Origin of the sequence: Serratia nevei (assembly GCF_024160145.1) — a bacterium.
Classification (GTDB): Bacteria; Pseudomonadota; Gammaproteobacteria; order Enterobacterales; family Enterobacteriaceae; genus Serratia; species Serratia nevei_A.
Window position 1 is genome coordinate 1 of sequence record NZ_JAMYWQ010000002.1, and the last position, 25,304, is coordinate 25,304.

Annotated in this window: 23 protein-coding genes; 15 read left to right on the forward strand and 8 right to left on the reverse strand. The window is 58.9% G+C overall.

All coding sequences use genetic code 11. From position 1 onward, the window contains the following. Positions 1-159 precede the first annotated feature (159 nt). The 3 genes from sbcB to M6G53_RS01900 all read right to left on the reverse strand — a co-directional run bounded on the left by sbcB (position 160) and on the right by M6G53_RS01900 (position 2,127). A complete protein-coding gene (gene sbcB, locus M6G53_RS01890) occupies positions 160-1,587 on the reverse strand; it encodes an exodeoxyribonuclease I (RefSeq protein ID WP_253328527.1) in 1,428 nt (475 codons plus the stop codon). A 90-nt stretch (positions 1,588-1,677) separates the two neighbouring features. Then, complete coding sequence (locus M6G53_RS01895) at positions 1,678-1,866, reverse strand: DNA polymerase III subunit theta (RefSeq protein WP_253328528.1); 189 nt, start codon at positions 1,864-1,866, stop codon at positions 1,678-1,680. A gap of 54 nt (positions 1,867-1,920) precedes the next feature. Continuing rightward, on the reverse strand, positions 1,921-2,127 hold the full coding sequence (locus M6G53_RS01900) for a type II secretion system protein M (RefSeq protein ID WP_253328529.1): 207 nt from the start codon (positions 2,125-2,127) through the stop codon (positions 1,921-1,923). A gap of 258 nt (positions 2,128-2,385) precedes the next feature. Here M6G53_RS01900 and M6G53_RS01905 point away from each other — a divergent pair, with 258 nt between their 5' ends. After that, positions 2,386-3,495, forward strand: a complete 1,110-nt coding sequence (locus M6G53_RS01905) for an SDR family oxidoreductase (RefSeq protein ID WP_253328530.1) — start codon at positions 2,386-2,388, stop codon at positions 3,493-3,495. A gap of 34 nt (positions 3,496-3,529) precedes the next feature. Here M6G53_RS01905 and M6G53_RS01910 read toward each other — a convergent pair whose 3' ends face one another. Next, positions 3,530-4,276, reverse strand: a complete 747-nt coding sequence (locus M6G53_RS01910; RefSeq protein ID WP_164100233.1) for a S24 family peptidase — start codon at positions 4,274-4,276, stop codon at positions 3,530-3,532. A 176-nt stretch (positions 4,277-4,452) separates the two neighbouring features. Between M6G53_RS01910 and M6G53_RS01915 the strand changes: the two genes are divergently transcribed. The 3 genes from M6G53_RS01915 to tmaR all read left to right on the forward strand — a co-directional run bounded on the left by M6G53_RS01915 (position 4,453) and on the right by tmaR (position 6,860). Further along, a complete protein-coding gene (locus M6G53_RS01915; RefSeq protein WP_253328531.1) occupies positions 4,453-5,220 on the forward strand; it encodes an N-acetylmuramoyl-L-alanine amidase in 768 nt (255 codons plus the stop codon). 94 nt (positions 5,221-5,314) lie between these two features. Further along, a complete protein-coding gene (locus tag M6G53_RS01920) occupies positions 5,315-6,382 on the forward strand; it encodes an FUSC family protein (RefSeq protein WP_021505906.1) in 1,068 nt (355 codons plus the stop codon). Between the two features lie 160 nt (positions 6,383-6,542). Then, positions 6,543-6,860, forward strand: a complete 318-nt coding sequence (gene tmaR, locus M6G53_RS01925; protein WP_004935612.1) for a PTS system regulator TmaR — start codon at positions 6,543-6,545, stop codon at positions 6,858-6,860. Positions 6,861-7,004: 144 nt separating this feature from the next. Here tmaR and M6G53_RS01930 read toward each other — a convergent pair whose 3' ends face one another. Both M6G53_RS01930 and M6G53_RS01935 read right to left on the reverse strand, forming a co-directional pair. Beyond that, complete coding sequence (locus tag M6G53_RS01930) at positions 7,005-7,793, reverse strand: ABC transporter substrate-binding protein (RefSeq protein ID WP_253328532.1); 789 nt, start codon at positions 7,791-7,793, stop codon at positions 7,005-7,007. Positions 7,794-7,815: 22 nt separating this feature from the next. Further along, positions 7,816-8,997, reverse strand: coding sequence for a M20 aminoacylase family protein (locus M6G53_RS01935; RefSeq protein WP_253328533.1), 1,182 nt, complete (start codon positions 8,995-8,997; stop codon positions 7,816-7,818). Positions 8,998-9,134: 137 nt separating this feature from the next. Here M6G53_RS01935 and M6G53_RS01940 point away from each other — a divergent pair, with 137 nt between their 5' ends. The 8 genes from M6G53_RS01940 (at position 9,135) to araD (ending at position 18,063) form a co-directional block, all read left to right on the forward strand. Continuing rightward, the gene (locus tag M6G53_RS01940) at positions 9,135-10,088 is read left to right on the forward strand and encodes a LysR family transcriptional regulator (RefSeq protein WP_253328534.1); all 954 of its coding nucleotides are present in this window, start codon (positions 9,135-9,137) and stop codon (positions 10,086-10,088) included. A 285-nt stretch (positions 10,089-10,373) separates the two neighbouring features. Continuing rightward, positions 10,374-11,441: a zinc-binding dehydrogenase gene (locus M6G53_RS01945; RefSeq protein WP_253328535.1), complete on the forward strand. Its 1,068-nt coding sequence runs from the start codon at positions 10,374-10,376 to the stop codon at positions 11,439-11,441. A gap of 135 nt (positions 11,442-11,576) precedes the next feature. Next, complete coding sequence (locus M6G53_RS01950; RefSeq protein WP_253328536.1) at positions 11,577-12,494, forward strand: ABC transporter substrate-binding protein; 918 nt, start codon at positions 11,577-11,579, stop codon at positions 12,492-12,494. A 54-nt stretch (positions 12,495-12,548) separates the two neighbouring features. Beyond that, positions 12,549-14,039, forward strand: a complete 1,491-nt coding sequence (locus M6G53_RS01955; RefSeq protein ID WP_253328537.1) for a sugar ABC transporter ATP-binding protein — start codon at positions 12,549-12,551, stop codon at positions 14,037-14,039. Then, the gene (locus M6G53_RS01960) at positions 14,036-15,025 is read left to right on the forward strand and encodes an ABC transporter permease (protein WP_038877882.1); all 990 of its coding nucleotides are present in this window, start codon (positions 14,036-14,038) and stop codon (positions 15,023-15,025) included. The genes M6G53_RS01955 and M6G53_RS01960 overlap by 4 nt, the downstream gene beginning before the upstream one ends. An 8-nt stretch (positions 15,026-15,033) precedes the next feature. Next, entirely contained in the window at positions 15,034-16,521 is a 1,488-nt protein-coding gene (locus tag M6G53_RS01965; protein ID WP_253328538.1) for an FGGY-family carbohydrate kinase, read from the forward strand. After that, complete coding sequence (locus M6G53_RS01970; RefSeq protein ID WP_253328539.1) at positions 16,508-17,377, forward strand: L-ribulose-5-phosphate 3-epimerase; 870 nt, start codon at positions 16,508-16,510, stop codon at positions 17,375-17,377. Before M6G53_RS01965 ends, M6G53_RS01970 begins: the two co-directional genes overlap by 14 nt. Then, positions 17,371-18,063 carry an L-ribulose-5-phosphate 4-epimerase gene (gene araD, locus M6G53_RS01975; protein WP_033632583.1) on the forward strand — a complete coding sequence of 231 codons (693 nt, stop codon included), beginning with the start codon at positions 17,371-17,373 and terminating at the stop codon, positions 18,061-18,063. The genes M6G53_RS01970 and araD overlap by 7 nt, the downstream gene beginning before the upstream one ends. A 6-nt stretch (positions 18,064-18,069) precedes the next feature. On the opposite strand, the gene M6G53_RS01980 is transcribed toward araD, so the two are convergent. Continuing rightward, a complete protein-coding gene (locus tag M6G53_RS01980; protein ID WP_033632584.1) occupies positions 18,070-19,074 on the reverse strand; it encodes a LacI family DNA-binding transcriptional regulator in 1,005 nt (334 codons plus the stop codon). A 541-nt stretch (positions 19,075-19,615) separates the two neighbouring features. Here M6G53_RS01980 and M6G53_RS01985 point away from each other — a divergent pair. Further along, positions 19,616-20,806, forward strand: coding sequence for an SIR2 family NAD-dependent protein deacylase (locus M6G53_RS01985; RefSeq protein WP_253328540.1), 1,191 nt, complete (start codon positions 19,616-19,618; stop codon positions 20,804-20,806). Then, on the forward strand, positions 20,803-22,626 hold the full coding sequence (locus M6G53_RS01990; RefSeq protein ID WP_253328541.1) for an ATP-binding protein: 1,824 nt from the start codon (positions 20,803-20,805) through the stop codon (positions 22,624-22,626). The genes M6G53_RS01985 and M6G53_RS01990 overlap by 4 nt, the downstream gene beginning before the upstream one ends. A gap of 271 nt (positions 22,627-22,897) precedes the next feature. Here the strand turns inward: M6G53_RS01990 and M6G53_RS01995 are convergent, their stop codons facing one another. Continuing rightward, positions 22,898-23,791, reverse strand: coding sequence for a LysR family transcriptional regulator (locus M6G53_RS01995; protein WP_253328542.1), 894 nt, complete (start codon positions 23,789-23,791; stop codon positions 22,898-22,900). Positions 23,792-23,898: 107 nt separating this feature from the next. Here M6G53_RS01995 and M6G53_RS02000 point away from each other — a divergent pair, with 107 nt between their 5' ends. Further along, complete coding sequence (locus M6G53_RS02000) at positions 23,899-25,206, forward strand: serine hydrolase domain-containing protein (protein WP_253328543.1); 1,308 nt, start codon at positions 23,899-23,901, stop codon at positions 25,204-25,206. Positions 25,207-25,304 lie beyond the last annotated feature (98 nt).

Below are 25,304 nucleotides of genomic sequence, written 5' to 3' on the forward strand. Positions count from 1 at the left end.
GGGTGTGGTGAAATTGATAATGCCAAGAGCCTGGGAAAGTTCCATTTTAAGGGTCCATGACGATGCCATGGACCCTTTGTACAGCAACCACAGGATCGGTCAATTGATCCTTAAACGATCGGCATTACGCATTCGCGGCCTTTTCCTTATCTGCGGTTTTTACCCCACCAATTCTTTGCCGTAATCGAACAGCGCTTTCAGCAGGGCGGTTTTCTCTTTGTCGCCTTCGTGCAGGTTATACAGCGATTCGAGCTGCAGCAGGTAACTCTGCACGCGCTCCGCGCTCAGCGCTTCCTGGCGGTGTTGCAGCCAGCGGCGTTGCTCGGCGTCGTCCAGCGTATTCGGGTAGTTGCGCGCGCGGAAGCGGAACAGAAGCTCTTTCATGCGGCCGTCGCTGAAGGCCAGATCCAGCGCCGGCAGGTTCTGCGGCTTGGTCTGCTGGATAATCCTCATCGCCGCCTTGTCGGCATCGCTGAAGAAGCCGTCGTACAGCCGGGCGTCGACGTCGTCGGCGCCTTTGAACGGCTCGGCTTCGGCGAACAGCGCCACCACTTTCTCGCGCACTTCCGGGTGCTGTTTCAGCAGCTGCAGGTTCTGCAGGCAGGCCTGGCGATCGATGCCCAGCCGCTCGGCGTTCTCCGGCAGCAGGGTTTTGGCCGGCGCCAGCACCGGGCATTTGTTGATGTGCACCAGCTTGATCGGCACCGGCGCCTGATCCGGCGCCAGGTCGTCGCGGCGGGTATACAGGCGCTCACGCAGCTGCTCGGCGCTCAGCGTCAACAGCGGCGTCATGTCGCCGGCCAGATCGCACATGATCACCGCGTTCTTGTTGTCCGGATGCCAGGCCAATGGCGACACCCAGCTGGTGTTGCCGCGTGCCGCGCCGAACATGCCGGAGACGTGCACCAGCGGCGTCATTTCGGCGACGTCGATCAGGGCGTTCAGTTTGTGTTTGTTGCGGTGCTGCAACAGGAAATCGAACAGCCGGGGCTGCGCCTGCTTGACCAGCCTGGCCATCGCGATGGTGGCGTAAACGTCCGACATCGCGTCGTGAGCCTGCGTGTGCTCGACGCCGTTGGCGCGCGTCAGGTGTTCGAGGCGGAAGCTGGGGAAGCCGTCTTCGTTTTCCGGCCAGACGATGCCGTCCGGGCGCAGGGCGTAGCAGGCGCGCATCACATCCAGCAGATCCCAGCGCGAATTGCCGTTTTGCCAGCTGTAGGCATAGGGATCGTAGAAATTGCGATAGAAGATATTGCGGCTCACTTCGTCATCGAAGCGGATGTTGTTGTAACCGAGAATGCAGGTGCCGGCCACGCTGAAGGCCTGATGGATTTGGCGGGTGAACTCGGCCTCGTTAACGCCTTTGGCGCGCGCCACCTGCGGCGTGATGCCGGTGATCATCACCGCCTCGGGTTCCGGCAGGTAGTCGTCGGCCGGGGCGCAGTAGATAACCAGCGGCTCTTCGATAATGTTGAAATCCATATCGGTGCGCACGCCGGCGAACTGCGCCGGGCGATCCAGCGACGGGCTCTTGCCGAAGGTCTCGTAATCGTGGATGTAAAATGTGGCCGTTGCCTTGCTGCTCAAAATCGCGTCTCTTCAGTGGCGGATACAATATGCCCCTATTGTAACGGCGTGGGGAGCGATGCCAAGCGGCGGTTAGCGAAATGCGCGCAATTACGCACGGCGATAATAATCCAGCCGTTGATGAAAGTAGGAGAGCAGGTGATCGGGGATCTGTTGTTCCGTTTCCGCCTGGGTGGAGGCGATGCCGTAGCGCTCGTTGTAGATCACGCTGATGGCCAGCAAATCGGTTTCTATTTTCTCGCGTTGCGCCTGCGGTAAGCTATCCAGCTTTCGAGCCATCGTTATCTCCCTGTTAACCTTAGGGCATAATAGGATCGTTAGCGGGTCTTGTCCCTACCCATTCCGGGGGGCGGCCAGCACTTGAGCGCCGTGTGGCGTACAGGGATCCAGGCTGTGGCGGTCGGTGAATTCGCTTTGCGGCTGGCGGGCATTGAGGCGATCCACCCGGTTATACAGCGGACAGACGCTGCCGATCACCGCCAGCCAAAACAGGGCGCACAGCAGCACAACCCCCAACCAGGCTTTTTGGTTATAGGTCATAAGTCCTCCACGGGCGCTAAGAGAAATAACGTTGACCATTTAATTAAATCAGAGGCTACATCAATGGTATTTAAACAGTAGGGATTAATCGTAACCCCTTGCCGGCTCTTTTGTTACTAAACCCGCGTGGAATGTTTCAAAACATTCCTTAAGATAATATTAAGAAAAGTGGGTAAGAGCGCCGTAATTCTATTTAATATTTGTTTAATTATCCGCAGATACAATCTTCCATATTCAATACCAATGTGGGTGACAATTATGAAAACGCTACTGTTGACCGGCGCTACCGGCTTTCTCGGTGGTGCAGTTCTCGAAAAATTATTGATTGAAGATCAGCCTATTAATTATCTTTTACTGGTGCGCGCCGATGATGCGCAGCAAGGGTTGGCCCGTATTCGCACGAATATGGAAAAGTTTAATATCGACGAGAAGCTGCTGTCTAAAATTACGATAGAAAATATATTGTTGGGCGACCTTTCCGAGCCGGCCAACTTTTTAACTGACGCACGCATTAACAATGTTACGCACGTTATTAACTGTGCGGCCGTTGCTTCATTTGGTAATAACCCGCTCATTTGGAAGGTCAACGTCGAAGGCACCCTGGCCTTTGCCGAAAGAATGGCACAGGTGCCGGCATTAAAACGTTTCCTGCACGTCGGTACCGCCATGTCCTGTTCACCGGAGCCGGGTTCGCTGGTGGCGGAGAGCGGCGAGTTTGAGGAAGATGCCGAGCACCTGGTGGAATATACGCGTTCCAAATCCACCATCGAACAGCTGATGCGCCAACGCTGCCCGCAAATGCCGCTGACCATCGCTCGTCCGTCGATCGTGGTGGGGCACACCCGCCTGGGCTGCCAGCCGTCCAGCAGCATTTTCTGGGTGTTCGGCATGGCGCTGATGCTGCGCAAGTTCATGTGCTCGCTGCAGGACAATATCGACGTGATCCCGGCGGACTACTGCGCGGATGCGCTGGTGATGCTGATGAACAGCGACACGCTGGAGAACGACGTGTATCACATCTCCGCCGGCGTGGAGAGCAGCGTCAGCTTTGCCGAAATCGACAACGCCATGGCGGCGGCCTTGGAAAAGGCGCCGGTGGGCGATGAGTATGCGCAGGTGACCTATGACGCACTGGTGAAAATGCGCCGCCAGCTGAAAGACATTTTCGGCCCGTGCAACGAGCGGCTGATGCTGAAGGCGATGCGCCTGTACGGATCGTTCGCCATGCTCAACGTGCGTTTCAGCAACGAGAAGATCCTCAAGCTGGGCATGCCGAAACCGCCGCGCTTCACCGACTACATCGCCGGTTGCGTGCAGTCGACCCGCGGGCTGTCTATCCAGCAGCAGATGGTGGTGGACTTCAAATAACCGCCGGGCGCAACGGGCGCCCGAGGATGCTCCGCTACCAGGACGAAGACGACCAGAAGACGCGGCCGAGCACCACCAGTTGCTCTTTGCGCTGCTGATAGCTGAGATGCTCGTCCTGGTACTCTTCCCGGTTGAGGGAGCGGATGATGACGCCGCCGTCCGGCTGCTCGAGCAGCACTTTCACCCGCAGCAAATTGCCGTGGCGAATGGCGTAGGTCTTGCCTTCCCGGATGCGCGTGTCGTCGGTGTTGATGCCGACCACGTCGCCGTCCTGCAGGCGCGGCTCCATGCTGGAGCCGGAGATGCGGATGATGCGCGCGGCGTTGACCGCCACCCCCATCTTGTGCAGGTAATAACGGCGGAAGATCAGCGAAAACTCCTCGCGATCGACGATTTCGTAACAGCCGTCGCCGGCGGAAAAATCAATATCCAGCAGCGGGATCTCCACAAACTCTTCCTTGTCCTGTTCGGTATCTTCCCATACCACCGGTTTCAAACGGGCGGGCTGAAAGTCCGACTCCGCCGCCACGTTGTCAAACGGGCGCACCAGCTGCTTTTCATGAAACACGTCGAACCAGCCCTTGGGCAAATTCAGCCTGGCCTCGATCCGCCTGGCCAGATTGTCGCCAAGATTACGGGAGGATTTTTCCCCGATGATTTGGCTCAGCGTCGGCGCGGAAGACTCAACCAGCGTGGCGAACTCATTCTGGTTGACGCCTTGCCGGGCGTAGCGGGCCATCAATTCGCGCAGATTGTTGCGCCTGATTTCTTTAGTTTCCATTGTTCGATGATCGCACTCTTTAGCAAAAAGGTAAATAACGGTTTTGCTAAAAAACACTTGCGCATAATTTAGCAATTAGCTAAAACAAAAAGGGTGAGCCAAAGGTTCACCTGTGCGGGGCGGCCTGTCATGATGAGAGGCCGCTCAGTGAAATCAAACGAGAGAGGGACTTTACGATGTACAAGATTGATTACAATAGCTACCGATCGGTCGCCAGCTTCGGCCACCGCGTGCGCTTTCTGGTGCTGCACTATACGGCGCAAAACTTTGCCGACTCGGTGAAGTCGTTGACCGGAAAATCGGTCAGCGCGCACTATCTGGTGCCGGATCCGACCGAGGCCACCTATCAGGCCGCCGGCTTTAGCGGCGTGCGCATTTTCAACCTGGTGGACGAGAACGAGCGCGCCTGGCATGCCGGCGCCAGCCAGTGGGGCACCCGCAGCAATATCAACGACACCTCGATCGGCATCGAGATCGTCAACCTGGCGAGCGGCGACGGTGAAAACATCACCTTCCCGCCGTTCAACCCGCAGCAGATCGAAGCGGTCACCCAGCTGGCGCAGAATATCCTGCAGCGTTACCCGGACATCTCGCCGGTGAACGTGGTGGCGCACTCCGACATCGCGCCGGGCCGCAAGAGCGATCCGGGCCCGCAGTTTCCGTGGCAGCAGCTGTATCAGGCCGGCGTCGGCGCCTGGTATGACGAGGCGACCAAGCGGCAGCGCCAGCAGGAATACTGCTGCCAGGGGCTGCCGGCGCAGGCCGAGCTGCTGAAACTGTTCGCCCAATACGGCTACGACACCTCGGCGGCGAATACCGCAGAAGGCTATCGCCAGCTGGTGCGCGCGTTCCAGCTGCACTTCCGCCAGCAGAAGTATGACGGCGTGATGGATGTCGAAACCGCCGCCGTGCTGCGCGCGCTGGTCGACAAGTACGCCGCCTGAGCCTGAGCGCGAATGGGGGACGCCTCATTCGCCTTTTCCTTGCCGGGCCTCCTCCGCTAAAATAGCGGCCTGGCTGGTCTTTATCGGAGGCATCGTGCGCCTCGATCGAAAAATCTCTTCCCTTGAATTGCTGACCTACCGCCACTATCGCATCGTCCACGGCGTGCGCATCGGGTTGGCGTTTATCCTGACCTTTCTGCTGATCCGCTTGCTGGCGGTGCCCGAAGGCACCTGGCCGCTGATCACCCTGGTGGTGGTGATGGGGCCGATCTCGTTTTGGGGCAACGTGCTGCAGCGGGCGCTGCAACGCATTGCCGGCACGGTGTTCGGCGCCGCCTCCGGCCTGATCGCCCTGTATCTGGAACTCTATTCGCTGCCGCTGATGCTGGCTTGGTGCGGCGTGGTGATGTTCGTCTGCGGTTACCTGACGCTCGGCAAACGGCCGTATATGGCGCTGCTGGTGGGGATCACGCTGGCGGTGGTGTGCGGCGCGGGCGCCGGCGACATGCATACCGCGCTGTGGCGCAGCGGCGACGTGATCTTCGGCTCGCTGCTGGCGCTGCTGTTCACCAGCATCTACCCACAGCGCGCCTATATTCTGTGGCGCATGCAGATGGCGGACTGCCTGCAAACCGCCGCCCGCATTTACGGCGCGTATTTTTCGCCGAACGTCATTGAGCGGCCGCGGCTGGAGCCGCAGCTCAAGGACCTGCTGAATCAGGTGGTGAAGCTGCGCAGCCTGATCGTGCCCGCCAGCAAGGAAACCCGCATCCCCAAAGCGGTGTTCGAGGCGGTGCAAACCCTCAGCCGCAATCTGGTGTGTACGCTGGAGCTGATGGCCGACGCCTACTGGGCCTCGCGCGAAACGCACTTCATCATGCTGAACGCCCGCACGCTGCGCAGCACCCAGCTGCTGACGCTGAGCTCGCTGGAATCGCTGGCGGTGCTGATGCGCGAAGGGCCCCAGGCGCAGCGGCAGGCGGCGGCGGGGCAGCTGGCGGAGATCGCCGGCGAGCTGAAAACGCTGATGCAAGAGGTCAGCCTCGGCCAGCACGGCGAAGCGCCGATTTACGGCTATGTCTGGCTCAGCATGGAGCTGGCGCAGCAGCTGGAAGAGCTGGGGGATCTGCTCCAGGTCTGCACCGCCGCCGGGCGCGAATAAGGGGTCAGATCATGAAGGCGGCGCTTTGGGTTTTGGCCGCCGGGGCAAAGTGGGTAAGATAAGGCAATCACTGTTGTGCCGGACCGCCACAAACCTGTATCTTGGTGCCATGTGGCCGTAAGCAAATGAATCTGTGTATTACTAAAGCAAGGGTATAAAGATGGATAATGCAAATAAGCCGAGTTTCCAGGACGTGCTGGAGTTTGTGCGTATGTTCCGCCGCAAAAACAAACTGCAACGCGAGATCGTCGACAACGAAAAGAAAATTCGTGATAACCAGAAGCGCGTGCTGCTGCTCGACAACCTGAGTGAGTACATTAAGCCCGGCATGAGCATTGAAGACATTCAGGGCATCATCGCCAACATGCGCAGCGACTACGAAGATCGCGTTGATGACTACATCATCAAAAATGCCGATCTGTCCAAAGAACGCCGCGAGCTGTCCAAAAAGCTGAAAGCGATGGGCGAAGTGAAGTAACCCGCGTTAGCGGGCCGGGCGTCCTGCCTGGCCCGTATCTCTATCCCACCTGCTAACACTGCCGTTTCCGTTGGGGCATTCCCCGGCGGCCGAAGGCGCCTCCCCATCCTGCAGGATCTGCAGGTGATCGCCGGGGAACGCTGGTTACTGCTCCGCGCCGTACATGTCGAAGTCGAAATACCTGTCGTTGATTTTCTTGTAAGTGCCGTTGGCGCGGATCGCCTGCAGCGCAGCGTTGAAGGCGTTAAGCAGCGCGGTATCGTCTTTGCGCACCCCGATGCCGTCGCCGACGCCGAAATATTTGCTGTCGCTCAGCTCGGGGCCGATAAAGGCGAAATCTTTGCCGCCGGGCGTTTTGAAGAACTCGCTGGCGCTGACGCTGGCCAGCAGCGACGCATCCAGCCGGCCGTTGGCCAGATCTTCGTTCACCTCCTGCTGGCTTTGGTAGGCGACCACGTTAACGCCGGCCGGGCGCCACAGCGCGTTGGCGTAGGCCTCCTGGCTGGAGCCTTGCTGCACGCCGACCGATTTACCCTTCAGCGAGAGGGCGGTGGGCTGCAGGTTGCTGCCCTTATGTGCCACCAGCCGCGCCGGGGCGTTGGAGACCTTGCTGGAGAAGGCGATCTGCTGCTGGCGCTGCGGCGTGATGGTCATCGACGAGGCGATGGCGTCGAACTTCTTCGCCTGCAGGCCGGGGATCATGCCGTCCCAGCTGCTTTCTACCCACACGCATTTGGCCTGCATCTGGTCGCACAGCGCCTGGGCGATGTCGACACCGAAGCCGGTCAGCTTGCCCTGCGGGTTTTTATACTCCAGCGGCGGAAAGGTAGGATCGATACCCAGCTTGATCACTTTGCCGCTGAACTCACCGCTTAGCGCGGGAAAGCTCGCGGCCAGCGGCAATAACAACAACAGCCCTTTGATGGTTTTCATGTCATTTCCTCAGCGTTGGCGATTAAACCACGGGGCGAGCCAAAAAGCGCTCGACCAATTTGACCCAGTAGGTGGCGCCCAGCGACAGACTGTCGTCGTTGAAGTCATAACCGGGGTTGTGCAGGGAATTGCCCGGCGTGGCGGGGCCGTTGCCGATCGAGATGTAGCTGCCCGGGCACTTCTCCAGCATAAAGGCGAAATCTTCGCTGGCGGTAAACGGCCGCAGCGTGGGGATAACCCGGCTCTCTCCGGCCCAGTCCAGCGCCACCGCGCGCGCCAGCTCGGTTTCTGCCGGGTGGTTCACCAGCACCGGGTAGCCGTGCTGATAGTCGATTTCCGCGCGGGCGCCGAAGCTGGCGGCCTGCGCCGTGACCAGCTCGGTGATGCGCTGCTCCAGCCGCTCACGCACCGCCGCCGTCAGCGCGCGCACGCTGAGCGTTAGGGTGGCGGTCGCCGGGATCACGTTGGCGGCCTGGCCGGCCTGCATCGCCCCGACGGTGACGATCGCCGTTTCCTGCGGATCGATATTGCGCGCCACGATGGTTTGCAGGCTCATGACGATGGCCGCGCAGGCCACCACCGGATCGACGGTGCTCTGCGGCACCGCGCCGTGGCCGCCGTGGCCGTGCAGAGTGATGTGTACCGTATCGGCCGAGCACATGAAGGGGCCGCTGGCGAAACCCAGGTGGCCGGTGGGGAAGCCGGGCACGTTGTGCATGGCGAACACCGCGTCGCAAGGGAAGCGCTCAAACAGGCCGTCTTCAATCATCACTCTGGCGCCGCCGCCGCCTTCTTCCGCCGGCTGAAAGATCAGGTGCAGCGTGCCGCTGAAGTTTGGCTGCTGCGCCAGATAGCGCGCCGCCGCCAGCAGCATGGCGGTGTGCCCGTCGTGGCCGCAGGCGTGCATCACCCCGGCATGGGTGCTGGCGTGCGGCAAGCCGGTCGTTTCGGCAATCGGCAGGGCGTCCATGTCGGCGCGGATGCCGAGCGATTTTCCCGGCCCGCGCTGCAGTGTGGCGACAACGCCGGTTTGTCCTACGCCGCGTGTGACGCGGTAACCCCATTCCGCCAACCGCTGCGCCACCAGATCCGACGTCGCGAACTCCTGGAAGCCCAGCTCCGGGTGGGCGTGAATGTGGCGGCGAAGCGCGACCATCTCATCATGAACGGCGGCGATCTCAGGCAGTACGAGTGAAGGGCTCATCACGGTCTCCGGCAAAGGGTCCCGGCCAACGGGCGGGAATGGGGCAGAGGAATAGGCTTCGAGACTAGCAAACTCCGTTTTTGCCGGGTAGCCGCCGTTCGGTTATGCTGACAACCAATGATTGTCAGGAGGTGAACATGAAACTGCACCAACTGCAGGCGCTGGTGGCCAGCGCCGACAGCGGCAGCATTCGCGCGGCGGCACGGCATCTGGGGCTGTCGCAGGCGGCGGTGACCCGCGCGCTGCGCGAACTGGAGCAGGAGCAGGCGCTGCCGCTGCTGATCCGCACCCCGACCGGGCTGGGCTTTACCCCCTACGGCAAAACCCTGCTGGCGCACGCCCGGCTGGTGTTGAATCAGCTGGAGCAGGCGCAGGGGGAGATGGCGGCGCTGCGCGGGCGGGCGGCGGATCTGGTCAAGGCGGCGATCACCCCCTGGCTGATGCTGACGGTGCTGCCGCCGGCGGTAATGGCGTTTCGCAGCAAGGTGCCGGCGGTGCGGCTGGAACTGTCGGAAAGCCTGATGGCCAACGCCCAGTCGCAGCTGCGCGAGGGCACGATGGATTTCGCCATCACGCCGCTGCCGGCATCGTCGGCGCCGCAGGAGTTCCACTGCGAGCCGCTGCTGGAGTATGAAACGGCGTACATGGTGCGGCGCGGTCACCCGCTGGCGCACAGCACCTCGCTGCATCAGCTGCTGGAGCAGGATTGGGTGATGAGCTATACCCCGGAAAGTTTCGATGCGCTGCTGGACGCGGTGTTCCACCGCCACGGCGCTTACCTGCCGCGCCAGCGCATTATTCAGGCGCATTCGTTCGGTATGCTGCAGGCGCTGGTGGAATCCGCCGAGATGTGCACCTGGTGCCCACGGCCGATCGCCGCGCTGCCGCAGTTCGCCCCCCGCCTGCAGCCGCTGGCGCTGCGGGAGAGCGGCCAGCCGGCGCAGCTGAATATCGTCACCCGGCGCAACAGCATTCTGAGCGCCGCCGCCCATGCGTTTATCGACACGCTGGTGCGCACCCTGCGCCAGCAGGCGCGATCGTCGCGGCCGGAAGATCGCCAGATCTACGATCGCGTGCGCCTGCTGATGTAGCGGATCTCCCCGGATCGCCGATCCCGTAAATGGGATCGCGATCCGCATTTGTAGCATTTTTAGCCGCAATGTTAACGATATGTGATTTCGCTCAAATAATTATTTTTGCAGCTTTGGTTATATGTCGCTCTATGTTCACGTTGTCATTTTGAGTTTTCCTGGGTGTTTGATGATTAATCAATTGAAATTTATCACTTTATAACGTTTGTTGTTTTTTTTGGGGTAAAAATGACAACGTCAACATTTAGAAATTTCAAGCGTTTAACGAGTGTATTGGAGGAAGAGATGAGCCCGTTGCCGGAAAAAATGCGTGCGGTCGTTTGCCACGGCCCGCAGGACTATCGTTTCGAACAGGTGCCCACGCCGCTGCCGAAGGCGCGCGAGCTGGTGATCAAGGTGGAAGGCTGCGGCATCTGCGCCGGCGACTGCAAGTGCAAGAACGGCGCACAGATGTTTTGGGGGGAGAACCCGTGGGTTAAACCGCCGGTGGTGCCGGGCCACGAGTTCTATGGCCGCATCGCCGCGCTGGGCGAGGGCGCGGAAGGCAAATACCGGCTCGGCGAGCGGGTGATCGCCGAGCAGATCGTGCCGTGCTGGGAGTGCCGCTACTGCAAATCCGGCAGCTACTGGATGTGTGAGACGCATAACATTTACGGTTTCCAAAAAGACGTGGCGGAGGGCGGCATGGCGGAGTACATGCGCTTTTCAGAGAACGCCATCGTGCACAAGATCCCGGAAAGCCTGAGCCATGAAGACGCGGTATTGATTGAACCGATGGCCTGCGCCATCCACACCGTGGCGCGCGGCGACATCCAGTTGGACGACGTGGTGGTGCTGGCCGGCGCCGGGCCGCTCGGGCTGTGCATGGTGCAGGTGGCGCGCCTGAAAACGCCGAAGAAACTGATCGTGATCGACGCCATCGACGAGCGGCTGGCGCTGGCGAAAGAATTTGGCGCCGACGTGGTGATCAACCCGCTGAAGGAAGACGCCGACCAGATCGTCAAATCGCTGACCGGCGGCTACGGCTGCGACGTCTACATCGAGGCCACCGGCGCGCCGATCGGCGTCACCCAAGGGCTGCAGATGATCCGCAAGCTGGGCCGCTTCGTGGAGTTCAGCGTGTTCGGCAAGGAAACCACCGTCGACTGGTCCATCATCGGCGATCGCAAAGAGCTGGACATTCGCGGCGCACACCTGGCGCCCTACAGCTACGAAATCGCCATCGATCTGTTCGAACGCGGGCTGGTGACTTCCAACGGCGTGGTCACCCACAGCTATTCATTGAACGACTGGGACGAAGCCTTCGCCCTGGCGGACTCGACCGACTCCATCAAGGTGATCCTGGTTCCCTGACCCTCCCGCTGTACCGCTGTTGCCGTCACGATCGCCGGCCCGCTCGCAATGGGGGGCCGGCCGGTCGGCCAAACGTAAAGACATGCTGTTGCTCTGATAACCACAACAAGAAGCTTCCCTACAGGAGAATTGGCTATGTTTTCATTATTCAAAAAGACCCTGCCTTTTATTGTCGCCGGTGGAATGTTGGCGGCCAGCCATGGGGCGCTGGCCAAGCAAATCACTATCGGTATGTCGTTCCAGGAGATGAACAACGACTACTTCGTCACCATGAAGCAGGCGCTGGATCAGGCGGCGGCGGATATCGGCGCCAAGGTGTACGTGGCCGATGCGCGCCATGACGTTGCCAAGCAGATCGGCGACGTGGAAGACATGCTGCAGAAGAAGGTGGATATCCTGCTGATCAACCCGACCGATTCGGTGGGGGTGCAGTCGGCGGTGATCTCCGCCCATAAGGCCGGCGCGGTGGTGGTGGCGATCGACGCGCAGGCGGAAGGGCCGCTGGATTCGTTCGTCGGCTCGGAGAACTACGACGCCGGCTTGCAGGTGGGCGAGTACCTGGCGAAAGCGCTGGGTGGCAAAGGCAAGGTGGCGATCCTCGACGGCATCCCGGTGGTGCCGATCCTGGAGCGCGTGCGCGGCTTTGAAGCGGCGATGAAGAAATACCCCGACATCAAGATCGTCACCAAGCAAAACGGCAAGCAGGAACGCGACACCGCGCTGACCGTGACCGAAAACATGCTGCAGTCGGCGCCGGATCTGGCGGGCATCTTCAGCGTCAACGACGTCGGCGCGCTCGGCGCCCTGGCGGCGATCGAAAGCAACGGCGCCAAGGTCAAGCTGGTGAGCGTCGACGGCCAGCCGGAAGCCATCAAAGAGATCCTCAAGCCGAACTCGCCGTTCATCGCCACCTCGGCGCAGTTCCCGCGCGACCAGCTGCGCATCGCGCTCGGCATTGCGCTGGCACGCTACTGGGGCGCCACGGTGCCGAAAACCGTGCCGGTCAACGTGAAGCTGATCGACCGCAGCAATGCGGCCGGCTTTAGCTGGTAACAGCGGCCGGGTTCGCCCCGCTGCGGCGGGGTGTTCGGCGCGGAGGGCTATGCGGTGACACCTTTACTGGAACTGAAGCGAATAAAAAAGCGCTTTCCCGGCGTGAAGGCGCTGGACGGCATCGATCTGGCCATTCAACGCGGTGAAGTGCACGCCCTGCTGGGCGAAAACGGCGCCGGCAAATCGACGCTGGTAAAAATCATGTGCGGCATCTATCAGCCGGACGAGGGCGATATTTTTATCGACGGCGAGCAGCGCCGCTTTAACAACTATCGCCAGGCGATCGAGGCCGGGGTCGGCATTATTTTTCAGGAATTCTCGTTGATTCCCTACATGAGCGCCATCGACAACATCTTCCTCAACCGGGAGATCAGGAACCGCTGGGGCCTGCTGGATCGGCGGGCGATGCGGCGCAAGGCCGAGGCGATCTTCAAGCGGCTGACGGTGGCTATCGATCTCGATTGCCCGGTGGAGCAGCTGAGCGTGGCGCAGCAGCAGTTCGTTGAGATCGCCAAGGCGCTGTCGCTGGAGGCGCGGGTGCTGGTGCTGGATGAGCCGACCGCCACGCTGACGCCGGGCGAGGCTGAGCACCTGTTCAGCGTGATGAACGATCTGCGGTTGCTGGGCGTCGGCATGGTGTTTATCTCGCACCACCTGGACGAGATCTTCACTATCTGTGATCGCATTACCGTGCTGCGCGACGGCGCCTACATCGAAACGCTGGCCACCGGCGACACCAACGTGGAAGAGCTGGTGCGGCTGATGGTCGGGCGCAAAATCGAGAACGCTTTCCCGGTGAAACAACACCCGGTCGATACCGCCACGGTGCTGCTGGAAGCGGAGATCCAGCGCGAGAAGCACGGCGCGACCGACCGCTTCCACCTGCACAAGGGCGAGATCCTCGGCTTCGCCGGGCTGGTGGGCTCCGGGCGCACCGAGACCGTCTCGGCGCTGATCGGCGCCAGCCGCTGCCACCGCAAACGCGTCAGCCTCGGCGGCCAACCGGCGGCGCTGCGCTCCCCGGCGCAGGCGCTGGCGCAGGGTATCGGCCTGCTGCCGGAGAGCCGCAAAACCGAGGGCCTGGTGCTGCCGTTTTCGGTGGCGCAGAACATCACCCTCAACCGGCACCACCGGCGCGGCAAGATCTTCGTCAGCGCCCGTAAGGATCGCGACGTGGTGCAGCGGCTGATCCGCGCCGTGGGGGTGAAAACCCCGGACGCCGAGACCGCCGTCAGCACCCTGAGCGGCGGCAACCAGCAGAAGGTGGTGATCGCCCGCTGGCTCAACAACGACTGCAACATCCTGATCTTCGACGAACCGACGCGCGGCATCGACGTGGGCGCCAAGGCCGAGATCTACCAGTTGATGCAGCAACTGACCCAGCAGGGCATCTCCATCATCATGATTTCCTCCGAACTGCCGGAGATCATCGGCGTGTGCGATCGCGTGCTGGTGTTTCGCGGCGGCCACATCGTTGCCGAGCTGACCGGCGACGACATCGAATTTAACCACATCATGCTTCACGCGACCGGGAGTGCCCTATGATCGGAATTGAACAACCCGCCGTGGCGCGCCGCGCCGCCGGCCCCAGCCTCGGCAAGCGCTGGGAAAAACTGCTGCATCACCCGGCGGTCTTGCCGTTTATCGGCTTCGCTGTCCTGTTCGTATTGATGAGCCTGCTGAACGACAGCTTCCTCAGCGTCAACAACCTGACCAACGTGGCGCGCCAGGTGTCTATCAATGCCATCATCGCGGTGGGCATGACCTGCGCCATCCTGACCGGCGGCATCGATCTCTCGGTGGGGCCGGTGATGGCGCTGGCCGGTTCGGTCGCCGCCGGGCTGATGCTGGCGGCGGTGCCGATCCCGCTGGCGATGGTGGCGGCGCTGGCGGTCGGCGCGCTGTTCGGCCTGGCCAACGGCGCCTGCATCGCCTATCTGCGCATGCCGCCGATCATCGTCACCCTGGCGTCGATGGGCATCGCCCGCGGCCTGGCGCTGCTCTATACCGGCGGCTACCCGATCTCCGGCCTGCCCGACGTCTTCTCGTTCTTCGGCCGCGGCACGGTGCTGGGCATCCAGGTGCCGATCCTGATCATGCTCGGCGTGTATGTGCTGGCCTGGCTGATGCTCAACCAGCTGCCGTTCGGCCGCTACGTCTACGCGATGGGCGGCAACGAAGAGGCGGCGCGCCTGAGCGGCATCCGCGTGCCGCGCTACAAGATGCTGGTGTACGTGATTAGCGGCCTGACCGCCGCGTTGGCCGGGCTGGTGCTGACCTCGCGGCTGATGAGCGGGCAGCCCAACGCAGGCGAAGGCTTCGAGCTGGACGCCATCGCCGCCGTAGTGCTGGGCGGGGCGGCGATCTCCGGCGGGCGCGGTGCCATCGTCGGCACGCTGGTGGGGGCGATGATGCTCGGGGTGCTTAACAACGGCCTCAATCTGATGAACGTGTCGCCGTATATCCAGAACGTGGTGAAAGGCGGCATCATCCTGGCCGCCATCTACCTCAGCTCCGTGCGGCGCAAATAGGAGGCGCGATGTCAGTCTTTCTTGGCATAGACGTCGGCGGCACGGTGATCAAGGCCGGGCTGTACCGGGCAAGCGGTGAAGAGCTGGCGATCGCCGAGCGCGACGGCGCGGCGATTGCCGCCCAGCCGGGCTTCAGCGAACGCAATATGGACGCGCTGTGGGATGACGTTTGCGCGGCGATCCGCCAGACGCTGCACGCGGCGGGGCTGGAGGCCGGGCAGGTGCGCGGCGTCAGCTTTTCGGCGCATGGCAAAGGGCTGTACGCCATCGACCGCCACGGCAAGCCGGTCGGCAACGGCATCCTCTCTTCGGACAACCGCGCGGCAGCCACGGCGGCTGAGCTGCGCCGCGCCGGGGTGGACGCACAAATCTACCCGCGCAGCCTGCAGCCGCTGTGGCCCAGCCACCCGGCGCTGCTGCTGCGCTGGCTGAAGCACCGGCAACCGGCGCAGTACGCCGCCGTCGATCGCATCCTGATGGCGCACGACTACCTGCGCTTTCGCCTCACCGGCGAGGCGGCGGCCGAGGTGACCAACATCTCTGGCAGCAACCTGTTCAATCAGCACAGCGGTGCTTACGATCCGGCGCTGATGGCGGCCTTCGGCATCGAAGAGGCGCAGGAGAAGACCGCGCCGGTGATCGGCTCGGCGCAGCTGGCCGGGCGGGTGACGGCCGCTGCGGCGGCGCAGTGCGGCCTGCGAACGGGCACCGCGGTGTACGGCGGCCTGTTCGACGTGGTGGGCGCGGCGCTCAGCTCCGGCGTGGCCGACGATCGCACGCTCAGCGCGGTGGCGGGCACCTGGTCGATCGCCACCTGCGTGACCGAGCGCATCATTCCCGCCGATTACCCCTACGCCTGGGGGCGCTACTGCATCGACGGCCGCTATTTCGTGCACGAAGGCAGCCCGACCTCGGCCGGCAACCTGGCCTGGTTCCTGCGCCAGTTCTGCGCCGACGACCGGCAGCGCTACGCCCAGTTCAACGCCTGGGTGGCCGAGCGCCGCGAGCAGCCTAGCGGGCTGCTGTTCCTGCCTTATCTGTACGGCTCCAACCTCGGCGGTAACACGCCGGGCGGGCTGATCGGCCTGAGCGCCCACCACGAGATGGCGGACGTGGTGCAGGCGATCTACCAGGGCATCGTGTTCTCGCACCTGATCCATCAGGAGCGCATGGTGCAGCTGAACCCGCGCATCGAGCGGGTGCGCATGACCGGCGGGCCGACGCAGTCCGAGGTGTGGATGCAGATGTACGCCGACGCTGGCAACCTGCCGCTTGAGGTGGTGGAAACGCGCCAGAGCGGCTGCCGCGCCGCCGCCCTGTGCGCCGCCGTCGGCGCCGGGGAGTACGCCGGGTTCGCCGAAGCGATCGCCGCCGCGCCGCCCAAGCTGCGCTGTTATTATCCCGCGACCGCCGCCCATCGGCGCCTGCGCGCCCAGCAGGCGCGCTATCTGGCGGTCGCCCAGGCTTTGAGTGAGGTGACTGATGCAAACGACTAACGCCGCCTGTCTGGGGCTGTATGAAAAGGCGCTGCCCGCCGATCTGGGCTGGCCGCAGCGGCTGGCCACCGCTGCCGAGCTGGGCTTTGAATTTGTGGAGATGTCGATCGACGAGCAGCCGGCGCGCCAGCAGCGGCTGGACTGGGATCGACGCCAGCGGCTGGCGTTTATCCAGGCGCGGCTCGATAGCGGGGTGACGGTGCCGAGCCTGTGCCTGTCGGCGCACCGGCGCGATCCGTTCGGCAGCCATGACGCCGCCACCCGCGAGCGGGCGCGGGGGCTGATGAGCAAGGCGCTGGAATTGGCGACGGATCTCGGCATCCGCAACATCCAGCTGGCGGGTTACGACGTCTATTACGAACCCGCCGATCGCCACAGCCGCGAGCGCTTTATCGAGGGCATGCAGTGGGCGGCGGCGCAGGCCGCCAGGGCGCAGGTGATGCTGTCGGTGGAGGTGATGGACACGCCGTTCATCAACAGCATCAGCAAATGGCGCGACATCGCGCGCCACGTCAACAGCCCGTGGTTCACGGTGTATCCCGATCTCGGCAACCTCAGCGCCTGGGGCAACGACGTCGCCGCCGAGCTGGCGCTGGGCATCGGCAGCATCACCGCCGTGCACCTCAAAGACACCGTGGCGGTGGGGCCGGGCAGCGCCGGGCAGTTCCGCGACGTGCCGTTCGGTGAGGGCTGCGTGGATTTCGCCCACGCCTTTTCCGTGCTCAACGCGCTCGGCTATCGCGGCCCCTACCTGCTGGAGATGTGGGCGCGCGAAGACGGGCAGGATAAGCAGCGTATCGCCCAGGCCAAGGCCTGGATCGAACAACAGATGAATGAGGGAGGCATCGCATGCTGAACGAACTCAAAAGGCAGGTGCTGGCCGCCAACCTCAGCCTGCCGGCATACGGGCTGGTGACCTTTACCTGGGGCAACGTCTCGGCGATCGACCGCCAGAGCGGGCTGGTGGTGATCAAGCCTTCGGGCATCGCCTACGAGGCGATGACGCTGGAGGATCTGGTGGTGGTGGATCTGGAGGGCAAGGTGCGCGAAGGGCACCGTAAACCCTCGTCCGACACCGCCACCCACCTGGCGCTGTACCGCGCCTTCGCCGATATCGGCGGCGTGGTGCACACCCACAGCCGCAACGCCACCATCTGGGCGCAGGCCGGGCAACCGATCCCGGCGCTGGGCACCACCCACGCCGACTACTTTTACGGCGACATTCCCTGCACCCGGCCGATGAGCGAGGCGGAGATCGCCGGCGATTACGAGGGGGAAACCGGCAAGGTGATTATCGAGACCTTCAACCAGGCGGGGCGCGATCCGCAGCAGGTGCCGGGAGTATTGGTCTATTCCCACGGCCCGTTCGCCTGGGGCAAGGACGCGGCGGATGCGGTGCACAACGCGGTGGTGCTGGAGGAGGTGGCGATCATGGCGATGGCGACACGCCAGCTGGCGCCGGCCATCGCCCCGATGCAGCCGGAGCTATTGGACAAACATTTCCTGCGCAAGCACGGCAAACACGCCTACTACGGGCAATAGCGCCCGTCAGCGATTCAACAGCGAGCCGGTGAAGAACTCTCTGCGCACCGGCAACTCGCCGCGCGGGCTATTAATGGCGCTGAACAGCAGCTCCGCGGCGATCTCCCCCAGTTTCTGCGTATCGTGATACACCCCCGGAATGTGCAGGCCGTAAGCGCCGGCGCGCGGCGGCTCGTCTATCGAAAAGAACTTCACCTGCTGATAGAGGCCCATCTCGTGGCAGATGGCGATGGCTCCCAGCGTGATGATGCCGTTCAGGCCGATGATATAATCCGGGCGGTTCTCCGGCTGCGCCAGATAGGCGCGCACCTCGCTTTCCTGCGAGGTGAAATCGTAGTCACCGTTGATGATATGAATCTCACGCCCGCTGCCCTGCAATGCCGCGACGATGCCGGCGGTGCGCGTTAAGGTAATTTCCGAATCCGCCGGGCCGCCGATAATCAGCAGCTTCTGTTCTGGCTGTTCCGCCAGATAGCGCCCGGCCAGCACGCCGATCTCGCGGTTATCGAGGAACACGCCGCTCAGCTGCTGATCGTAGAGATCGCGGTCGATCAGGATCAGCGGCACGCCGTATACCTCGGCCAGCTCGAGATAGGTGGGGCGGTAGCGCTTGTCGTCGCGCACCGCCGACAGCAGGATGCCGCGCGCCTTGTAGCCGAACAGCGCCTGAATGGCGCGCATTTCCGCCTCTTCGCTGCCGTCGGTGTCGAACAGCATGATCTGGTAGCCCTGCTGGCGCGCAATGCGCGACACGGTCTTGATCAGGCCGGAATAGAACGGGTTGTACATGCTGCTGGTGACGATGCCGATAATCTGGCTGCTGCTGCTTTTCAGCCCCTGCGCGAAGGCGTTGGGCACATAGTTCAGCTCTTTGGCGATGGCGTGAATGCGCTCGCGGGTTTCCGGCTTGACCAGTTCGGGCTTATTGAAGGCGCGGGAAACGGTGATATTGGTCACCCTGGCGCGGCGGGCGATATCCACGATAGTGGCATTGGGATTGGCTTTCGACACCGTCTTTCCTTGCGTTATGCCTCAACAGATCCCTTATTGTAGGGAAAGGGCGGGGGCGGTGCTAGGGGGGAGTTGGGGGGATGGAGTGGGGGAGGGAAAATAATGGAATAAAAATAGATGTAATAATGTTGTTGGTTTATTAATTATGAGTTGAATCATTTTATGTGGCTGTATTTTGTTGGCGGAGAGTTTGGGTAAGGTGTGTTTCATGTTCGAAGTTAGGTAGCAATGACTGCTTTGTGACATGCGTGGACATCCCTTACTCCCTTGCCAATTTATTAATGCCTTCAATGTTCCTCGTTTTTGTATCTAGATGCTGCTATTGCGTATAAGTCGAGTTGATTTTTTTGTCGCTAGCACAGGTATCAGTTGTACCGATAAGTAGTTGTAATTTTGAAAGGGTTAATGTAGTGTTCTGTACATTAAACGCACAAAAATTTGGTCTGTGCTTAATTACGGGACGAACCGTTGAATAAGTGTTAAATATACTCACGTATGCGCCTAATTAAGTATTCTAGTCGCAATAAATTGAGAGAAAATTATGAAAGAATTTGATAAGGGGTTAGAAAACATAAAGCAGCTTTTAAGTTCTCAAAGTAGACAAAGTTGGCTTTTTGGTGCTGGTATAAGTTTTGGTTCAAAAATACCTTTAATGTATCCATTGACCAGTCGCGTTGAAAGAATTATCGAAGAAGATTCCGGGGATAAAGAAAAAGAAATTTTGGCTGCTTTAAAAGCAGATCTATCTGATGACTGCCATGTTGAACACTACTTGAGCCATTTGGGTGATCTTTTAGCTATTGCTGATCGTTCAAGGAACCAGTCTGCATATATTGGTGCTAACCGTTATACCGGTGAGGAGTTAAGGAAACTGTATCTAGAAATTATCAAGGCTATCGGCGGGATAGTCAGATACGGTTACGTCGCTGCCAATGCTGAACGCACGATAGAGGAGGAGATTGGGAGCGCAGCAAACCCAATAGTTGAAATTGAGCCTCATTGTAAATTTATAAAGGCATTATTGCTTAGTAAGTCGAACTTAGAACAACGTTCAAAAACTACATTTTTCACTACTAATTATGATACTTTGCTCGAGGACGCCTTAGCTCTACATAAAAAAATAGTATGTGATGGTTTTTCAGGTGGAGCCGTAGGTTTTTGGAATGCAGAAAATGAATTCTCGAATGCAGCTTTGGATTCAAATACATACCATCTATATAAATTACATGGTTCGATAGATTGGCACAGAGATGATGACTTAGGCCTAGTGCGTGCGAGATATGGAACTAAATATTTGTCAAACCCCGCAAACATAATGATTTATCCTCAGGCAACAAAATATATTGAAACACAAAAAGACCCGTTCGCTAGTTTATTCTTGGGTTTAAGAAAAACCCTAATGAGTGGGCAGCAAAACACATTGATTACTTGTGGTTATAGTTTTGGTGATGACCATATTAATGCTGAGATTGAAAGCGCATTGCGAAGTGAATCCAATCAAACGACGGTAATTGTATTTATTAAAGAGTTACCCAAAAATGGAATTGTTATTAATAAGACTTTAGACGCTTGGCTGAAATGTCCGAAAATTAACTCTAGAGTGTATGTTGCAGGTGAATTAGGTATTTACCATAATTCAACAACTCCTTTGGCTGAGTCTGATAATAGCAAATATACATGGTGGCGTTTTGATGGCTTAACGCAGTTCATCAGCACAGGAGATATTCCATGAGTAATATTTTTCAATCACGGAAAGAATTAAAGGTAGGCAAAATTATTGAGGTGTCTGGCAATAATTTACGCATAGAGATTGATGAGGGCGTTAATGAGCTCATTCGTGCTGTTGACGGACAAGTTTATCCTGTAGGACAAATGGGCAGTATCATTAAAGTACATTTTGGTAGGAAGTTGCTATTTGCTTTTGTTCGGTCTCTTAAAATGAGATCTGAGTTGATTACTGAAGATATCAACAAACTAATTAACGCAGCAGATGATGCTCGTATCTTAGAGGTTGACCTCTTTGGTCAGGGAGTATGGTCTAACAAAAATAATCGACTTGAATTTTCTCGTGGTGTTGAAACTTACCCTTTGCCATTACAAAGTGCCTATATTTGCTTAAACGATGAACTAGAGGCTGTTTATAACGCAGCAGAATCAAATGCTCAAGATGAAGCAATTACACCCATGGTTCCAATTGGGAATTACATTGGTGGCAACAATGCAGTATGTAGAGCAAATATTGATAAACTGTTTGGACATCACTTTGCGATATTAGGGTCTACAGGTTCAGGAAAATCTGGAACAGTGGCATCAATTTTACACTCTGTTCTAGATCATCGACCTGGAGACACCACATTAAAGCCAAAAATTGTCATGATTGATCCCCATGGTGAATATGCTAGCGCTTTTGGAAACAGGGCAAAAGTATTTCGTGCGTATAATGACGCATCTGCAGCAGAGGATGATGCTGAACTATTGAAATTGCCTTATTGGCTTATGTCCAGTGATGAATTACGCTCGTTAATTATTGGTAAAACAGAACACGAAGCTACCTCTCAAAATAATATTGTTTATGAAGCAATCACCTATTCTAGATTGCTAGAGGCTGGCTACGTGCAAGATGTAGGCGCTGAACCAAACGGCGGATTAGAAGCCGCATTTGCTGATGGTGTAAATGAAGATCAGGTTTTGAATTTTGATAGAGACAAACCCGTTCCGTTCAAATTGGCGCAGTTTGTTAAGCACATAGACAAGGTGCAAGGGCGCAAAGAAGGGAAACAGGAAAAACTAGCTGCATCATCGGGGCGTGATAAAATAGATAACATACTTAAAAAGCTAAAAGTCCTTCGCTCAAATCCCCAACTTAGCTTTTTGCTAAAAGAATATAGTGAAGCTGACTCTCCAAAACTACAGGATATATTGGCACAGTTTGTCGGTGAAGCAAATGGAAAAGATATTCGTATTATAGATATATCAGGGCTGCCAAATGAGGTGGCAGGACCATTAACTGCATTAATATCCCGCCTTCTTTTTCAATACAAACTCTGGCAAACAAGGGATGAAAGAGAGAAAGATCCCATATTATTTATCTGCGAAGAAGCGCACCGCTACGTGCCAAATCATGGTGAAGCTCAATATAAAGAGGCTCAAGATGCTATTCGACGTATTGCAAAAGAAGGACGTAAATATGGATTAGGTCTGGGGCTTATTTCACAAAGACCATCCGATGTTGAAAGTACTGTTCTCTCCCAATGTAACTCTTGGATAGTACTTAGATTGTCGAATTCAAGTGATCAAGAGCATGTATCTAGGTTCTTGCCTGACAGTTTAAGCGGTTTAACTAAAATGTTATCTGCCCTTACAAGACGAGAGGCTATTTTTGTTGGGGAGGCAGCAGCACTTCCAAGCAGGATTAGAATTAGAGAATTATCATCTGATAGATTACCCAATTCTCACGATATTAAATTCGCAAGTGGGTGGTCGAATGATGCTACTCAAGATGCTGATTTAATGGAGGTTGTAAAGAGGTGGTGTGGAACTTCGGGGGAGTAATTCAATGTTGTTGGCAAGCAAAGCTTTAAGAATGTACTTATCGTCAAGGGGGCTTCACTCTCGGCAAATTGCGGCGTTAATGTTAAAAGCAGCCCCTCAAATACCGCCTATCAAAGCAATAAACTAGCACTAGTAGCGCTGAATTAAAGGCGGTGAGGGGCGCATTGGGGGAAACAACAATCCGCGCTTAAGAGCGAACGGACCAACAACGCAGGCGATGCTCCCCACGCTCGACCACCGACAACAACACCGCTAATCTAGCAGCGACTTTTCACTCCCCAATCCCCCGCCACAACCCCGGCAATAACCCCAGCGTCTCATCAATCAACGCCCGTCGGTCATTGCCCGGTTTCCAGATGGTCACCATGGTTTGGCTGATCCCCTGGCTGCCCACTTCGGTGCGCAGCGTGCTGACGTTTTTCCACCGTTCCGCATGCATGTGCGTCGGCAAGAATCCCCAGCCGCAGCCCTGTTCGAGCAGGGAGCGCAGCATTTCCAGTTCGTTGGTGAAAATGGTGTGCCCGGAAATTTGCAGGCGGCGCGCCACGGGTTCGTCAGAATCCGGGTGCATGATCACCTGCGGCGTGAGCGAGAGTTCCAGCAGCGAAAGCGGCTGTGCCGCGCCGGGGAAAAGCGTTTTGGTGGCGTAAAAATCCATCTCTATCGCCCCTAAGGCGCGCCACTCCATTGTATCGCCCACGCTGCGATGGCGCGCCTGGCAGATCCCCAGATCGGCCTGGCCGCTTGCCAGCAGGCTTTCCGCTTCGTCGCGCGAGGCGTTAATCAGGCTCAGGCGCGTGTTGCGTTGGGCCATCGCGGCAATCAGCGCCTGCAGCAGCGCGCGGGGCGTGAAGGGATCGTAGACCAGTGAGATTTCCTGCGCCGCGCTCTTTGGCACGTCTTTGGCAAATGCCTCAAACGCTTTCACCTGGCGCATCAGCAGGTGCGCCTGGCGCCGCAGCTGTTCGCCCTCCGGCGTCAGATGCAGGCTGCGCCCCTCGCGCAGGAACAGCGCATAGCCCAAGCCATCCTCGAGAAAATCAATCAAATCGCGCAGCGTCGTGCGGTCTTTGCCCAGTTTGAGCGCGGCCTTCGCCAGGCTGCCGTGCTCGGCCACGGCGGTGAAGGCTTCCAGTTGGGCAAAGGAATAAATCAGGCTCGGCACGCGGTTCTCCCGTCGATTTTGCGGGGGATTTTCCCCCATCAGGCGTTTTTTATTATAGGCCGCGTTTTTTTAAGCTGAACGCCTTCCTGAGCTAAGCGAGAAAAAATATGAAAAGCAAAGTGTTTAACCGCAGCCTGCTGGCGGGCGTTGTCATCAGTCTCTGCAGCGGCCTGTTGGCGCCCGCCGCGCTGGCCGCCTGTGCGGGCACCGAACTCAGCGCCTGTCCCGCGCCTTTCGATGCGCAATTGCCGGACACGCACAAGATGCTCACCTGGAGCCAGAGCGACCGGGTGATCGGTTTTCGTAACGACTACCGCAACTATGCCGGGGATGTGTTTCATCACGGCAATGCCACGCCGCTGCTGGCTGCCGCTAAACCGTTAACGGACGCCAGCTATCGGGTGAATGGCAAAACCTACAGCCTGCAGGACTATCTGAAGCGCCAGAACGTCAGTGGCATGCTGGTATTGAAGGACGGCAAAATCGCCTGGAAATATCTGGGGCAGGGCAATACCGACGCTACCCTGTGGACATCGCGCTCCGTGGGCAAATCCGTGGTCGCCACGCTGGTGGGCGTGGCGATTAAACAGGGTAAGATCCGCTCGCTCGACGATCTCATCACGCAATACGAACCCGATCTGAAAGGCACCGCGTGGGACGGCGTGACCCTCAGGCAGCTGATCACTCACACCTCCGGCGTGGCGTGGAATGAGGATTACACCAACCCGAAATCGGACTTTGCGCAGCTGACCGAGTGTGAAGCCAGGCCCGGCACCTATGCCTGCGTGCGCAAGCTGGTGGCCGGCCTACGCCGCGCACACCCGGCCGGGCAGAACTGGTCTTACTCCTCCGGCGGCGCGTGGCTGCTGGGCGACGTGCTGGAGCGTGCCACCGGCATGCCGCTGGCGGCTTATCTGGAACAAAGCATCTGGCAGCCGTACGGCATGGCGAGCGACGGCGTGTGGCATGCCTACGCCAAAGGTCAGCACGACGTGGGCGCGCACGGCTTCAACGCCACGCTGGAGGATTGGGGGCGCTTTGGCGAATTCATTCTGCATAACGGGACGCTGCCGAACGGCAAACAGATCTTGCCGGCTGATTGGGTAGCCCAGTCGTCCAACTGGAATCGGGCGGCGGGTTCGGTATCAGCAGCGCATCCTGACGGCATCTATGGCTTCCAGTGGTGGAACAATGAAGTGCCGGTGAATGCGACTAACGTAGAACCTGCTCCGCAGGCTTCCCTCAAGCATTCCCTGTGGGCGCTGGGGATCTTCGGCCAGATGATTATGGTCAATCAGGCGGAGAATCTGGTGATCGTCCAGTGGTCCACCTGGCCGCAGGCGGAGCCATCTTTCAGCGCCCAACCGCTGGAAGCGTCGCTGATGTTTAGCGCAATAGCGAAGGAATTGCGTTAATTCCACGGAGCGAGCAGGGGCGGATGGTGGTTGCCATTCAGCCTAGTGCCTGCCTCTTGATGGAAGCAGAGCAGTCACTATTCAAGCAGAGTTCCGTT

What these genes read in the sequence shown, in the direction of transcription:
- M6G53_RS01990 (WP_253328541.1), top strand. Translation starts at nt 20,803, where the DNA reads ATGAGTAATATTTTTCAATCACGGAAAGAATTAAAGGTAGGCAAAATT.
- M6G53_RS01960 (WP_038877882.1), top strand. Translation starts at nt 14,036, where the DNA reads ATGATCGGAATTGAACAACCCGCCGTGGCGCGCCGCGCCGCCGGCCCC.
- M6G53_RS02000 (WP_253328543.1), top strand. Translation starts at nt 23,899, where the DNA reads ATGAAAAGCAAAGTGTTTAACCGCAGCCTGCTGGCGGGCGTTGTCATC.
- M6G53_RS01935 (WP_253328533.1), bottom strand. Translation starts at nt 8,997, where the DNA reads ATGAGCCCTTCACTCGTACTGCCTGAGATCGCCGCCGTTCATGATGAG.
- M6G53_RS01905 (WP_253328530.1), top strand. Translation starts at nt 2,386, where the DNA reads ATGAAAACGCTACTGTTGACCGGCGCTACCGGCTTTCTCGGTGGTGCA.
- M6G53_RS01900 (WP_253328529.1), bottom strand. Translation starts at nt 2,127, where the DNA reads ATGACCTATAACCAAAAAGCCTGGTTGGGGGTTGTGCTGCTGTGCGCC.
- M6G53_RS01950 (WP_253328536.1), top strand. Translation starts at nt 11,577, where the DNA reads ATGTTTTCATTATTCAAAAAGACCCTGCCTTTTATTGTCGCCGGTGGA.
- tmaR (WP_004935612.1), top strand. Translation starts at nt 6,543, where the DNA reads ATGGATAATGCAAATAAGCCGAGTTTCCAGGACGTGCTGGAGTTTGTG.
- M6G53_RS01945 (WP_253328535.1), top strand. Translation starts at nt 10,374, where the DNA reads ATGAGCCCGTTGCCGGAAAAAATGCGTGCGGTCGTTTGCCACGGCCCG.
- M6G53_RS01895 (WP_253328528.1), bottom strand. Translation starts at nt 1,866, where the DNA reads ATGGCTCGAAAGCTGGATAGCTTACCGCAGGCGCAACGCGAGAAAATA.
- M6G53_RS01940 (WP_253328534.1), top strand. Translation starts at nt 9,135, where the DNA reads ATGAAACTGCACCAACTGCAGGCGCTGGTGGCCAGCGCCGACAGCGGC.
- M6G53_RS01970 (WP_253328539.1), top strand. Translation starts at nt 16,508, where the DNA reads ATGCAAACGACTAACGCCGCCTGTCTGGGGCTGTATGAAAAGGCGCTG.
- M6G53_RS01915 (WP_253328531.1), top strand. Translation starts at nt 4,453, where the DNA reads ATGTACAAGATTGATTACAATAGCTACCGATCGGTCGCCAGCTTCGGC.
- M6G53_RS01965 (WP_253328538.1), top strand. Translation starts at nt 15,034, where the DNA reads ATGTCAGTCTTTCTTGGCATAGACGTCGGCGGCACGGTGATCAAGGCC.
- araD (WP_033632583.1), top strand. Translation starts at nt 17,371, where the DNA reads ATGCTGAACGAACTCAAAAGGCAGGTGCTGGCCGCCAACCTCAGCCTG.
- M6G53_RS01910 (WP_164100233.1), bottom strand. Translation starts at nt 4,276, where the DNA reads ATGGAAACTAAAGAAATCAGGCGCAACAATCTGCGCGAATTGATGGCC.
- M6G53_RS01930 (WP_253328532.1), bottom strand. Translation starts at nt 7,793, where the DNA reads ATGAAAACCATCAAAGGGCTGTTGTTGTTATTGCCGCTGGCCGCGAGC.
- M6G53_RS01985 (WP_253328540.1), top strand. Translation starts at nt 19,616, where the DNA reads ATGAAAGAATTTGATAAGGGGTTAGAAAACATAAAGCAGCTTTTAAGT.